14 protein-coding genes and 1 pseudogene are annotated in these 12,445 nt (G+C 35.5%); 13 read left to right on the top strand and 2 right to left on the bottom strand.

Annotated features, from left to right (window positions below; translation table 11 throughout):
* The 3 genes from COE49_RS25600 to COE49_RS25590 all read left to right on the top strand — a co-directional run bounded on the left by COE49_RS25600 (position 1) and on the right by COE49_RS25590 (position 2,129).
* Complete coding sequence (locus tag COE49_RS25600) at positions 1-354, top strand: glyoxalase superfamily protein (protein ID WP_088229791.1); 354 nt, start codon at positions 1-3, stop codon at positions 352-354.
* 204 nt (positions 355-558) lie between these two features.
* The gene (locus COE49_RS25595; RefSeq protein ID WP_098946146.1) at positions 559-1,602 is read left to right on the top strand and encodes a flavin-containing monooxygenase; all 1,044 of its coding nucleotides are present in this window, start codon (positions 559-561) and stop codon (positions 1,600-1,602) included.
* Between the two features lie 278 nt (positions 1,603-1,880).
* Positions 1,881-2,129 carry a hypothetical protein gene (locus COE49_RS25590; RefSeq protein WP_088229789.1) on the top strand — a complete coding sequence of 83 codons (249 nt, stop codon included), beginning with the start codon at positions 1,881-1,883 and terminating at the stop codon, positions 2,127-2,129.
* A 370-nt stretch (positions 2,130-2,499) separates the two neighbouring features.
* Here COE49_RS25590 and COE49_RS25580 read toward each other — a convergent pair whose 3' ends face one another.
* Positions 2,500-3,546, bottom strand: a complete 1,047-nt coding sequence (locus tag COE49_RS25580) for a serine hydrolase domain-containing protein (protein WP_088229788.1) — start codon at positions 3,544-3,546, stop codon at positions 2,500-2,502.
* Positions 3,547-3,606: 60 nt separating this feature from the next.
* Between COE49_RS25580 and COE49_RS25575 the strand changes: the two are divergent.
* The 6 genes and pseudogenes from COE49_RS25575 to COE49_RS25550 all read left to right on the top strand — a co-directional run.
* Positions 3,607-3,843: pseudogene (locus COE49_RS25575) on the top strand (MazG nucleotide pyrophosphohydrolase domain-containing protein); the annotation flags it as partial.
* A 263-nt stretch (positions 3,844-4,106) separates the two neighbouring features.
* On the top strand, positions 4,107-5,393 hold the full coding sequence (hcp, locus tag COE49_RS25570) for a hydroxylamine reductase (protein ID WP_088229938.1): 1,287 nt from the start codon (positions 4,107-4,109) through the stop codon (positions 5,391-5,393).
* A 464-nt stretch (positions 5,394-5,857) separates the two neighbouring features.
* Positions 5,858-6,178 carry a PadR family transcriptional regulator gene (locus COE49_RS25565; protein ID WP_000429483.1) on the top strand — a complete coding sequence of 107 codons (321 nt, stop codon included), beginning with the start codon at positions 5,858-5,860 and terminating at the stop codon, positions 6,176-6,178.
* A gap of 75 nt (positions 6,179-6,253) precedes the next feature.
* Positions 6,254-6,595, top strand: coding sequence for a DUF1048 domain-containing protein (locus COE49_RS25560; protein ID WP_098357625.1), 342 nt, complete (start codon positions 6,254-6,256; stop codon positions 6,593-6,595).
* Between the two features lie 153 nt (positions 6,596-6,748).
* Positions 6,749-7,510, top strand: a complete 762-nt coding sequence (locus COE49_RS25555) for an ABC transporter ATP-binding protein (protein WP_098841024.1) — start codon at positions 6,749-6,751, stop codon at positions 7,508-7,510.
* A gap of 1 nt (position 7,511) precedes the next feature.
* A complete protein-coding gene (locus COE49_RS25550; protein ID WP_098841025.1) occupies positions 7,512-8,261 on the top strand; it encodes an ABC transporter permease in 750 nt (249 codons plus the stop codon).
* A gap of 143 nt (positions 8,262-8,404) precedes the next feature.
* Here the strand turns inward: COE49_RS25550 and COE49_RS25545 are convergent, their stop codons facing one another.
* Positions 8,405-9,367, bottom strand: coding sequence for a helix-turn-helix transcriptional regulator (locus COE49_RS25545; RefSeq protein ID WP_098841026.1), 963 nt, complete (start codon positions 9,365-9,367; stop codon positions 8,405-8,407).
* A gap of 111 nt (positions 9,368-9,478) precedes the next feature.
* On the opposite strand from COE49_RS25545, the gene COE49_RS25540 reads away from it, so the two are divergent.
* The 4 genes from COE49_RS25540 to COE49_RS25525 form a co-directional block, all read left to right on the top strand.
* Positions 9,479-9,958: a GyrI-like domain-containing protein gene (locus COE49_RS25540; RefSeq protein ID WP_088229783.1), complete on the top strand. Its 480-nt coding sequence runs from the start codon at positions 9,479-9,481 to the stop codon at positions 9,956-9,958.
* Between the two features lie 147 nt (positions 9,959-10,105).
* On the top strand, positions 10,106-10,363 hold the full coding sequence (locus tag COE49_RS25535; protein WP_098841027.1) for a DUF3963 domain-containing protein: 258 nt from the start codon (positions 10,106-10,108) through the stop codon (positions 10,361-10,363).
* A gap of 554 nt (positions 10,364-10,917) precedes the next feature.
* Positions 10,918-11,640, top strand: coding sequence for an RNA polymerase sigma factor SigI (gene sigI / locus COE49_RS25530; protein WP_088229781.1), 723 nt, complete (start codon positions 10,918-10,920; stop codon positions 11,638-11,640).
* Positions 11,633-12,445 (top strand): anti-sigma factor domain-containing protein (locus tag COE49_RS25525; protein ID WP_276307232.1); only part of this gene is annotated, 813 nt, incomplete at its 3' end. The genes sigI and COE49_RS25525, both read left to right, overlap by 8 nt.

The following is a 12,445-nucleotide window of genomic DNA, read 5'->3' as shown; positions in this document are numbered from 1 at the left end:
ATAATTATACCTATATTTAGAATTTTTGATATTGAAAAAGCAAAGCTATTTTACTTAGATTTTTTAGGATTTAAGTTAGATTGGGAACATCGGTATGAGGAAAATATGCCATTATATATGCAAATTGCATTAAACGATGCTGTGATACATTTATCAGAACATCATGGTGATGCTTCGTCAGGCGGTGCAATTCGGGTGAAAATAGAGGATTTAAAAAGTTATTATGATATTTTATCAAGTAAAGATTATGCTTATTCAAAGCCTGATATAGAAAAAACACCCTGGGGTACAATCGAATTAACTGTGATTGATCCATTTTCAAATAGAATTACACTGTATGAGGAAATATTGTAGAAATGTAAGAACTTAATATATAAGTTTTCATAAATTGAGTAGTGTAATTACGTGTTAAATGAGTGGAATGAAGAGTAGTTCATAAAGTAGTGAACTGCTCTTTTTTATATTGTTAAACAGATTGAATTATTGGAAAACAAATCGTATGATAAAACATATGAACAAATGAACATATATTCATTTGTATTAGAAAGGAGGAAAAGAATGCTAGATGTAATTATCGTTGGAGCTGGTCAAGCTGGATTAACAATGGGATATTACTTGAAGCAAGAAGGATATAATTTTTTACTACTTGAGGCAGGAAACCGAGTTGGTGATTCATGGAGAAACAGATATGATTCTTTACAGCTCTTTACACCGAGGGAATATAGTAGTTTACCAGGTATGATATTAAAAGGAGAAGGAAATGGGTTTCCACATAAAGATGAAATTGCAATGTATTTAGAAGAATATGTACAGTATTTTCAAATACCGGTACAATTGCAAACGGAAGTTTTAAAAATAAGGAAAGAGGAAGAAATATTTGAATTACACACTCCTACAGAAGTTTTACAATCGAAAAAGGTTATTATTGCATCAGGTGGTTTTCAGCAACCGTACATCCCCTCATTTTCACAACATCTTTCATCACATGTTTATCAAATACATTCATCACAATATAAATCACCATCACAAATTGCTAGGGGGAAAGTGTTAGTAGTAGGTGGAGGGAATTCAGGAATGCAAATTGCAGTAGAACTTGCAAAAACTCATGAAGTTACAATGTCTATCGGTCATCCATTAACATTTTTACCGTTACATCTTTTTAGAAAAAGCATTTTTTATTGGCTAGAAAAAATGAGTTTACTATATGCTGGAATAAATACAAAGCGAGGAAGGTGGTTTCAAAAGAAAAAGGATCCCATTTTTGGTTTTGAAGGTAAGGAACTCATTCGTAATGGAGCAATTAAACTACAGGAAAAAGTGATAAGTGCATCAGAAAATAAAATAATGTTTCAGAATGGTAAAACATATAGTGCAGATAGTATTATATGGTCAACTGGTTTTGTTTCAGAGTATAACTGGATTGAAATAGAAAAGGCAGTAAATGAGAATGGATTTCCTAATCATATAAAGGGAATTAGTTCAGTAAGTGGATTATATTATCTCGGTTTGCCGTGGCAATCTCAAAGAGGTTCTGCACTTATTTGTGGTGTAGGAAAAGATGCAGTGTATTTACTTTCTGAAATCAAAAAAATAGATCAGTAGTAGCAACTACTGATCATCCATATGTACATGAATTAGGAGAGGTCAAACATTTATTAACTTTATTATAATAGATTTTCATTGAATTAAAAACTGAAAATTCTCATTTTTTGTTGAGAAAGTTTTTTGCATCGAAATATATAAGAAATAGGGATTTTTACTTGATGAAAATATGATAGTTATATTTTGGTAAATTATGATATAGTCAATATAGGAATAAACTCCTTAAATTTGATTGTTTTCATAGTAATGACAATTGTAAGTAGGAAGGGGAAACGATTGTGAAGTTTGATGATCAGCGCCTGCTAGGAGTCCGATTAGGTTCTGTACTTGTAACAGAAGAAAATCAATATTTAGTAATTAAGAAGAAAGATCATTACGCACTATTAAACTTACATAATTTAGAATGCACACATGTTGAAGTGCAGTTAGAACATATTGAAGAACTGTTGCAGGAAGATTTCCAAGAAAGTATAACGGAGATTATCGCGCCGGAACATATAAAAATTGTTGCGAAAAATGTTATATAGAGAAAGAAGCTGGAAGGAGCAGCTTCTTTCGTTGCAGTATAAGGATAACGTTTTTAACGAATTTACCGAAAGAATTCCCCTTCCTCAACCGTGTGAAGGGCGATAGCCCGGCAATAGGTGGGAGATGAATTTCGGTTTGGCATAGCCAAAAACTTTTGATAGACTAGCTATATGAAGTTCTTTGATAACTTGATATAGAAGGTAGCAGGAAGAAAATAGAGTGCGAAAACCAAGCCATTCGGTTCCTGCGTAAAATATCAACCGTACCAAAAGAGCATCCAAGCGTTGGACATCTAGGGGTGGAACATCCCGAAGTAACGCTCAGGGAGACGAAAGGTTACTTTCGTCGTGGAACTGAGAAACTCCCACTTCAAGCTTTGCTAAGTGACGAGTAGTTCACAACGTCACCAATGATGCCCTCCATTTGATGAACACCTAAGTCTGTATTTGTCATAATTACAGCCCCATTACCTCTATATGGATAACAAACCATCATACATTGAAATCCAACGCCCCATCCAAGTGAATAAATTTGTAGGTCCTCATCCGAATCATCTAGAAAAACACCTAATCCAGTCCATTTTGAACAGCCTTGAGGGGAAATCATATCTTGTACTGTTTTTTGAGAAAGTTTTAGTTTGCCTTTTTCATGTAAGGAATGAATGAGTTCGATTACTATAGTCGCTAAGTCAGTTGGTGTTGTCCAAATGCCTGAAGCAGCTGCGAATGGATAAAATGGATATTTTTCATTTGTAACGGTGCCATTTTTATTATGTCCACAAGCAAATGTATCTAATTTATTTATATCTTCAGTAGAGAATATCGTACTATTTTTCAGTTGGAGTGGCTGAAAGATATATTCTTCAAGTAAAAAGTTGAATGGTTTTCCAGTTATATCTTCAAGTAGTAATTCGATTATACAAAAGTTTGCGTCAGAGTAGTGAAATTCGCTTTCAGGTTCATAACTCACTTCTAGAGCTACTGGGCAATATAATGTTTTACCGGCAAGGAGTTTTGACATGTTAGGTATTCCTTTTGAGAGTGTATAATGTTCAAAACTATTAGGAGGATCAATGATTCCAGATTGGTGAATTAATAAGTTTCGCAACGTGATTTTTTTCTGTGAAGTAAATAGATTAGTAGGGATGTTCCAAGATGTGAGTTTATCATTTACGTCTTCATCTAAATGCACGATTTCTTGATCTGATAACGTTAGTACGAGCATTGTAGTGATGAACTTGCTAATAGAACAAGAATTGAAGATAGAATCCGTAGTGACAGTTTTAGTTGTTCCAGATTCCAGTGTTCCGAAGGCAGTCGCTTCATTTAGTTTACCATCACGTATAACAGCAAGGCTTAAACCTGCAACGGAATATTGATTCATTTTCTCATATATAGTGTTACTTTTTAAGTTCATAGTGACTCCTTTCTTCTAAAGGACAGAATATTAGTTCTATTATACAGTAGTTAATAGAGAGAAAAAGGGTTTCAAGATACAACAATTGAAGAACGTACGATGTATACAATGGCAGAATTAGGTGAGTTGGCAGAGGCAATATTAAAGCGTGATAAAATACAAGATTCAAAACGAGAAATTGGTTTAGAAATGTTTGATGTAATTTGGAATGTATGTGATTTAGCCAATAAGTTAGAAATTGATTTAGAGAAGGCGTTTAAAGAAAAAATGATGATTAATAAAGAGCGTGAATGGTAAGTTGAGTTTTAATTGTACCATTAAAAAGGGGGAAATTGTTAAATATTAGATGGATATGTTATTTGTATTCCTTAAAAGTCATCCGATACATTATGCGAATAAATGATCACCAAGTATTAATATAAGAAGACAGTAAAAATGTTATGTCAACAATGTGAACTGTCACAAATTTATACATATTATTGTGATTGATATCACATCCCTTTTCCTCAATAGGCATTATGCTTAGGTTGTAAGGAATGATTGGGAAAGGGTGGGATGATATGTTTTGTTATCAATGTGAACAAACGCCAACAGGCGGATGTAAAGTAATAGGTGTTTGCGGTAAAAATGAAACAATTGCAAGTTTGCAAGATACAATTGTGTTTGGATTAAAAGGAATTGCTGCTTATCGTACACATGCTGCTCAGCTAGGGTATACTGATGCATTTGTAGATGCTACGACGCAAGAAGCGCTGTATATGACATTAACCAATTCTAACTTTAACGAACAAGAACATATAGATATGGCTATGAAAGTTGGGAAATCAGCTTTACGAGTAATGGAGTTGTTAGATGAGGCACATACGAATCACTTTGGTGTTCCAGAGCCTGTTCAAATTACACAAAACCATGTAGAAGGTAAAGCAATTGTAGTTACTGGTCATAATTTATTTGCATTAGAAGAATTATTAAAGCAAACAGAAGGAAAAGAAATTAATATTTATACGCATTCTGAAATGTTACCAGCACACGGTTATCCGCAGCTGAAAAAATATAAGCATTTAAAAGGAAACATCGGTAAGGCATGGTATGATCAACGACGTCTTTTTGAAAAATTTACAGGTGCCATATTAGCGACAACGAATTGTGTTATGCCAATTAAAGGATCATACTCTGATCGATTCTTTTCATATGATATTGCAGGCCTAGAGGGTGTACAGAAAATTGAAAATGATGATTTTGCACCATTGATTCAAAAAGCGCTAGAACTTCCAGAAGTACATATGGAGTCGGATGAACAGTTAGTGACAGGTTTTCATCATAATACAGTATTATCATTAGCTCCAGAAATTATTGAGGCAGTAAAGGAAGGAAAAATAAAGCGTTTCTTTGTTATCGCCGGTTGCGATGCACCGGGAAAAGGCGGAGAATATTATCGTGAATTAGCAACTTCACTTCCGCCAGAAACAGTTATTTTAACAACTTCTTGCGGGAAATTCCGCTTTAACGATGTGGATTACGGTATGGTACCTGGTACGGAGATTCCGCGCTACATTGACTTAGGCCAATGCAATAATTCCATTTCTACAGTGAAAATAGCGGCTGCTTTAGCTGATGCTTTCCAATGTGAAGTAAACGAATTGCCAGTAAGCATTGTCCTATCATGGTTTGAACAAAAAGCGGTTGCTATTTTACTTGGGTTATTTAGCCTTGGAATTCAAGATATTCGCATCGGTCCAAAGGCTCCTGAATTTATTTCGCCTGGTGTGCTTGATGTATTACAAGAAACATTTGGTCTAAAACTAATTACAACTGCAGCAGAAGATATGGATATGATGTTATCGTAACAAAAATATGATCCGACTTATTAATTTCGGTATAGTATAGCGCTCCAAAACAAAAATGTAGAATATTTGTTTTGGAGTATTTTCTTTTCTTAGCGGGGGAGGTATGTGGAGAAATTTCTTCGGAAAGAAAATTGACTGTATCTAATAGGTAATAGTTGGTTTTAGAAAAATATAAAAATCGAGTTGACATTCACGACTACTCAGTCATACAATGTACTTGTAATAGGTAATACTGAGTAGTGTTGTTTCTCAAAATATTTTCAGTAAACAATAGGTAATAGCGGATTTTAGAAAAATTTTGAAAAACAGTTGACATCCATCGCTACTTAGTCATACAATGTAGTTGTAATAAGTAATACTGAATAGTGCAGTTTCTCAAAATCTATTCAGTAAAAAATTCGCCTTAGTACTCTGTGATACTGAATATAAGTCAGACAGAATAGGGGGTAAAGGAGGATCAGAATATGGAAAATTTAACTGAAATGCTGAAAGGTTCACTGGAAGGGTGTGTGCTGGAAATCATTAGCCGCCGTGAAACGTATGGTTATGAGATTACACGTCACCTGAATGATCTTGGGTTTACCGAAGTCGTGGAAGGAACGGTCTATACCATCCTCGTACGATTAGAGAAGAAAAAGCTTGTGAATATTGAAAAGAAACCGTCAGATATGGGGCCGCCTCGTAAGTTTTATTCACTTAATGAAGCTGGCCGCCAGGAGCTTGAATTGTTTTGGAAAAAGTGGGATTTTGTATCATCAAAAATTAACGTCTTGAAGTCAAATTAGCCTCATAATATAAAATGTTCCGGCTCATATTTGGAGAGTTTCTTGTTCTGCTTTATAAAAAAGGAGGAAAATAAGATGTTGGAAATGTTCAAAAAATTAATTGGTGATAAAAAAGAGTACAAAATGATGATGGGACGTGTTGAAGCACTGCCAGAGGACTATCAGTTTGTGTTTAAGAAAATTCAAAACTACATGTGGAATTTCTCGGCGGGTAACGGGATGGATATGTTACACATCCAGTATGAATTAATCGATTTGTTTGAAGCTGGTGCAGCGGAAGGCAGACAAGTGCTTGACATTACTGGGGAGGACGTAGCATCGTTTGCTGATGAACTAGTGGCAAACGCTAAAACTTATGTTTCCAAGTATCGTGAAGATTTGAATGAGAGTATTATGAAGCAATTGAGAAAAAAATAAATGCAATAGAAAATACCGACTGATTAGCTGGTTATAAATGTGAACTGCCGCCATCGCTATTCAGTTATATTTTCAAGCACTACTAAGTAATACAGATTATCAGTGATACTAAATAGAGGTGTAGGTAATTTAATTTTATAAGGGGGAACAAGTATGAGTCATGCAGTGATTTCTGTAAAAGGGTTAAAAAAATCTTTTAAAGATAAAGAAGTCTTAAAGGGAGTAGATTTTGAAGTGCAGCGCGGTGAAATTTTCGCGCTGCTAGGCTCAAATGGAGCGGGAAAGACGACAACGGTCAATATCCTTTCGACGCTGATGAAGCAAGATGGTGGTGAAGTAAGTATTTGCGACTTTGACGTTCAGTGTCAACCGGATCATGTTCGTCAAAGTATCAGTTTGACAGGGCAGTTCGCAGCTTTAGACGGTATGCTTACTGGGAGAGAAAACTTGATAATGATTGCTAAATTGCGTGGGGTTCCTAATCCTACTCAAGTCGCTGACAATTTGCTTGCAAGATTCAGCCTGACTGATGCAGCAAACCAAAGGGCAGACCAGTATTCGGGAGGGATGAAACGCCGACTTGATATTGCTATGAGTTTGATTGGGACGCCAGCAGTCATTTTTCTCGACGAACCAACGACAGGGCTTGATCCTGAAGCGCGGATTGAAGTTTGGGATACGGTTAAGGAACTTGCCGGCGGAGGCACAACAATCTTGCTAACGACTCAGTACTTAGAGGAAGCAGAACAACTGGCGGATCGTATTGCGATCTTGCATGGCGGAAAAATCATTACGACTGGTACGCTTACTGAACTTAAAGAAATGTTCCCACCAGCAAAAGTAGAGTATATCGAGAAGCAGCCGACATTAGAAGAAATTTTCCTTGCGATCATCGGCAAAAAGGAGGAGATGTAAAATGAAAAGTAAAACAGGGGTATTACTAGGTCGTTTAATGCGCAACATCATGCGTAGCCCAGATACGATTATTACAGTAGCGATTACGCCGATTATGATGATGTTGTTGTTTGTTTACGTATTTGGTGGTGCCATAAAGACAGGAACGGATAACTATGTCAATTATTTATTGCCGGGAATTTTGCTGATGGCTATTGCATCTGGTGTTGCTTACACATCCGTACGATTGTTTACGGATGTAAAGAGCGGGCTGATGGCGCGTTTCATTACGATGCCAATCAAGCGCTCGTCGGTATTATGGGCTCACGTATTAACCTCTCTTGTTGCTAATGTTCTTACTATGGTGGTGGTTATTCTCATTGCGCTTTTAATGGGCTTCCGTTCCAGTGCTAATATTTTAGATTGGCTTGCGGTAGCTGGGATACTTGGGATGTTTACGCTGGCGCTAACATGGCTGGCTATAATCCCAGGGTTGACAGCTAAGTCTATGGAAGGGGCGACAGCCTACTCGTACCCGCTCATTTTTCTACCTTTTATTAGTTCGGCCTTTGTTCCTACCGAAACGATGCCAAAAATTGTTCGTGCGTTTGCTGAGAATCAGCCTGTAACTTCGATTGTGAATGCGATTCGTGCTCTATTATATGAAGGAACTGTTGGCAACGATATTTGGATTGCACTTGCTTGGTGCGTGGGCATTATGATTATCGCTTACTTCTTCGCGGGTAAAGCATTTAAACGTCAGTTAGGGTAAGTGAATGAAATCTTCCGAAATAATAAAAGTACGGGAAAATTTTCCGTGCTTTTATTATTTGTTGCGCACTTCTAGTAGAAAATATGGGCAACTAGTAACGAATGAAATTTAATTCAATATTTTGAAGTCTAACTGATCACTGTTTATGGGGAATATAAACATAATCTCTCTTGTAAACATTCTAATACTTCTTCAGGCATTTCCCTGATTGTAATATGTTTTCCTAGGAAAAGTATCCAATTTGTTATCTCTGTCAGTTCATCGGAATTGTTAACATCGATAAATGTTTTTAAAATGGCTGTAGATTGATAAGGGTTTGTGTAAGATATTGAAACTCTGAAAGGGTGGTATTTTTTGAACTGGGTAATTGCTTTCGGGCCAAGTTCAAGTACCAGGTTGATAATTTTGTCTTTCTTACTGAGTTTTTCTAAAATCTTTTTCTTATTTAACCTCTTTTTTGTCGTGTACGGTTCGATATTGATAAGGTCATCGACAGGAAACAGCAGCTTCTTTTCTTCTTTTAAGTCAAACCCTTCAATGATCCAATGGCTTTTTTCTTTATAAAGGTGTAATAGATAAATTGGATAGGACTGGATTTCATCTTCTTCTTTGACAGTAATCAATAAATGTCTATCCAAAAGAAGGATTTGGATGAGTTTTTCTAACATAGGATGGGGGAGGTCAGAAAGCTCAAGTAGATCAGGGTTATGTGGGTTAGTCCCTTCAAAAAGCAAGAGTTGATTTAAAAGAACAAGGTCATCTTGCTGGGTTTCGGAGATGAGTCCTAGCAGTTTTTCGGCCAAAGATTGACGACTCTTTAGATAGGGAAGTTGTTGATTTCTTGTAGCCATAAAGGCAATAAAAAGAGCCTTCACTTCATTATCAGTAAAGCGAACAACGGGTAAGATAGAATTATGCATAACAGAATATCCCCCAGCTCTTCCGACTTCAGCTACAAGTGGCATCCCCATAGCTTCAATTTCTCTAATGTCTCTAACAGCTGTCGAACGCGAGATGTTAAATTCTTGTATGATTTCAGAAATTGTAAAATGGGAGCGGTTGTTGATATATCGCATGATGGTATTAATCCGTTCAACTTTTTTCATTTGAGTCTCCTAAACAGTATCATTTTTTGACATGATTTAAAGATATTATAAACTCATCAGATGAAAAGGTAAATCGTTTGATTAATTTAAAACAAGAGGAAGGTTTTGAAAATGAAAAATTACACTATAGAAGAAAAAGATAGCTTTATCGTGTTAGGAATTGGAACTGAAATTAAGAGCGAATACACAGACTTCGTTGGAATAAATAAAGAAAAGGAAGACTTTTGGTCAGCTGTTAAAGAGGATGGAAGGCTGGACACTTTAAAATCTTTAGCTACAAATGATTACATTTTTTCCGTGAGCGAAGCGGTGAATAATAAGATGATGTATTATGCTGGTGTCATGACAGAAGCACAAATAGAAGAAGAGTCTAGAGTTATTCAGTTTCCAAAGGGGGAATACTTAGTAGTGAAAGGCGAAGATAAGACGGCTGAGGAGCTAAGTAATAAGCTTACTGGCATCGCATTCGGTCAAGCTTTACAAGAAGCAAAAGATTTTGCCTATGTTGGTGGGCCGAATACAACGGTTGAGATGGGGCAAAGAAATGGCTTAGTGTTTGGTGAAATGTGGATTCCAGTTGTTAGGAAGTAAAGTAATAATTGGTACGAATATGGAAAGTAGAGGCTAACGATCTTGAATTGTTAGCCTTTTTGACATGAATATAATATTCATATGCCGTTACACAATATGTTCTGATAAAATGGAATAAAAAGGTAATTATTGCAAGGTGGTGGCGGGTTGAATAGAAAAAGGATATTTGAGCTATTCATAGTAGTATTTGTTTTTCTATTCCTTCATGTAAGCACATTTACAAATGAAAAGTTTAACGATAAATTGGGTGCTTTTACTTACATTGTTCTATTTATTTTTGTTTATATTTACGCTATATTTCTAGAACGGTATTTTGATGATATACAAAAGTGGGTTCGAAATATCACAATTTGTTTTGCCTTGACGGTAGTAGTTTTAGTAGCTTTATGGATAGGTTATTTTTAATCCCTACTTAAGAGAATGAGAAGTATGTGATTACAATATATTCGATCCGAAAACCTTACTAGAAAACCATCCATTTGATTAATCCTTTTTCAAATGGATGGTTTTTATATTTAAAATAAATATTTCTTGTATAAAAAAATATTTTTGACCCCCATAAAATGATTTATATCTACGAATATATATAGTAAAGAAAGTAAAGTACACATCGAAAGCAACATAGAAGTATGAATAAAATTGCTAGATTAAATATGGGGAATCTGAAAGAAAAAGTTATAATTACCAAAAATATAGAGAAGAGTTATTCAGAAATTGTAGTTAAAATAGAAAAAGGGTAAGAAGAACAAGTGGTATTACAAAAGAAAACAAATAAAGTAGTACCGAATACAGACTTGACTCTAGCGCAAATAGAAAAAATAGCCATCTAAAAGGTTGGCTTCAAAAAATATGAGTAACAGCAAAAAGACAAGACCAAAGAAAAGTACTAACAAAATGTGGTGAAATGGTCACTTGTTTAGTGGCCATTTTGCCATTTGAAGGAGGTTGGGAGATTACAAGTGTTGAGTTTAGTAATGAAGATTTTAAGGAAACCGAAAATAGAAGATATCGTATGTAACATACAAAACAACGAAGAAGATAAGGAAGCTTTTATCGTACAGTATCAGCCGTTTATTAGAAAATCAATCTCATCTGTCTGCCGCCGATATATTACAGAACAGGATGATGAATATAGCATTGGATTGTTTGCGTTTAACGAAGCAATTGAACAGTATTCATATAAAAAAGGAAAATCTTTTCTAGCGTTTGCTGATCTTCTTATAAAAAGAGATGTAATTGACTATATACGCAAGGAGTCTAAGCATAACCTTGTCTTTTTAAAAGAAGATAAGCAAGAGGAAATGTTAGAAATGCAAGTATCGCTTACGGAGTATATGAAAGAGATGGAAAATAGTAACCGTAAGGAGGAAATTCTCCATTTTCAAAGCGTGTTAGCTGAGTTTAAAATCACATTTTCAGAGCTTGCTAAAGAATCTCCTAAGCATCGAGATACGCGTGAGCACTTAATAGAGATTGTGAAGATTATTATAAAAGAAGAGGAAATGATGGAAGAGCTGTTCCGAAAGAAAAAATTACCGCTGAAACATATTGAACCGCGTGTTAGGGTAAGTCGTAAAACGTTGGAGCGACATAGAAAATACATTATTGCAATGTGTATTATTTTTGCAAATAACTATACATATATTCTTGATTACATAAGAGGGGGGAAGCATGATGAATAAAGGAATTGTAATGGATATAAAAAAACATAACGTAGTTGTTTTAACTCCAAATGGAGAATTTATTACATTTAATAGAAAAGCGCACTCTTACATGATTGGGGAGGAAATCTCGTTTGATGAAGAAGAGCAAAGGTCACCGCGTTTTACAATGCCATCTTTCTTAAAGTCTGCATCAATACTTGTTGCTTGTTTGCTATGTGTGTTCCTGTTTTTCTACAACCAACCGGAAGAAAAAGCTTTTGCTTATGTCTCAGTTGATATAAACCCGAGCTTAGAGGCGAGCGTAACAAAGGATCTTCGTGTTATAGATTTGCGAGCTTGTAATGATGATGGAAGGCGTATTTTAAAAGAAATGAAGCAATGGGAAAATAAACATGTGCAAGACGTAATACGTACTATTATAAAGCAAAGTCAAGAGGATAAGTACTTAACGAATGATAAGGAAGTTATGCTAACAGCTGTTGCGAAGGACAAGTCGCTAGGACCGCAGTTGGAAAAGGCTATGCAGGAATTAAAGAAAGAGTATGAGATAAAACATATTACAGTCGAATATCAAAGCAGTACGATGCAAATACGGGAGGATGCCAAGAAAGCAGGAGTTGGAACGGGCGTTTATATAAAACAAGAGAATGAGAAGCAAAAATCGCTCACTCCATCTCATCAAGAGCAACCAAAGTCACCTTCCGATGTATCACCGGATGCGACTCCTGTAAAAGAAGAAAGATATGAGAAGAAAGAGTATATAGAACAAAAGCAATCTAAGCAAATAAAAGAAAATAATGGGAATCAGCAAGAGAACAACGGC

Source organism: Bacillus sp. AFS029637 (genome assembly GCF_002584985.1).
Taxonomy (GTDB): domain Bacteria; phylum Bacillota; class Bacilli; order Bacillales; family Bacillaceae_G; genus Bacillus_A.
Note: the sequence above shows the minus strand (reverse complement) of the source record. Positions and strands in the feature narration are given on the sequence as shown.

Excerpts from the sequence above, each read along its gene's own strand:
- COE49_RS25595 (WP_098946146.1), top strand. The coding sequence starts at position 559 with ATGCTAGATGTAATTATCGTTGGAGCTGGTCAAGCTGGATTAACAATG.
- COE49_RS25580 (WP_088229788.1), bottom strand. The coding sequence starts at position 3,546 with ATGAACTTAAAAAGTAACACTATATATGAGAAAATGAATCAATATTCC.
- hcp (WP_088229938.1), top strand. The coding sequence starts at position 4,107 with ATGTTTTGTTATCAATGTGAACAAACGCCAACAGGCGGATGTAAAGTA.
- COE49_RS25565 (WP_000429483.1), top strand. The coding sequence starts at position 5,858 with ATGGAAAATTTAACTGAAATGCTGAAAGGTTCACTGGAAGGGTGTGTG.
- COE49_RS25560 (WP_098357625.1), top strand. The coding sequence starts at position 6,254 with ATGTTGGAAATGTTCAAAAAATTAATTGGTGATAAAAAAGAGTACAAA.
- COE49_RS25555 (WP_098841024.1), top strand. The coding sequence starts at position 6,749 with ATGAGTCATGCAGTGATTTCTGTAAAAGGGTTAAAAAAATCTTTTAAA.
- COE49_RS25550 (WP_098841025.1), top strand. The coding sequence starts at position 7,512 with ATGAAAAGTAAAACAGGGGTATTACTAGGTCGTTTAATGCGCAACATC.
- COE49_RS25545 (WP_098841026.1), bottom strand. The coding sequence starts at position 9,367 with ATGAAAAAAGTTGAACGGATTAATACCATCATGCGATATATCAACAAC.
- COE49_RS25540 (WP_088229783.1), top strand. The coding sequence starts at position 9,479 with ATGAAAAATTACACTATAGAAGAAAAAGATAGCTTTATCGTGTTAGGA.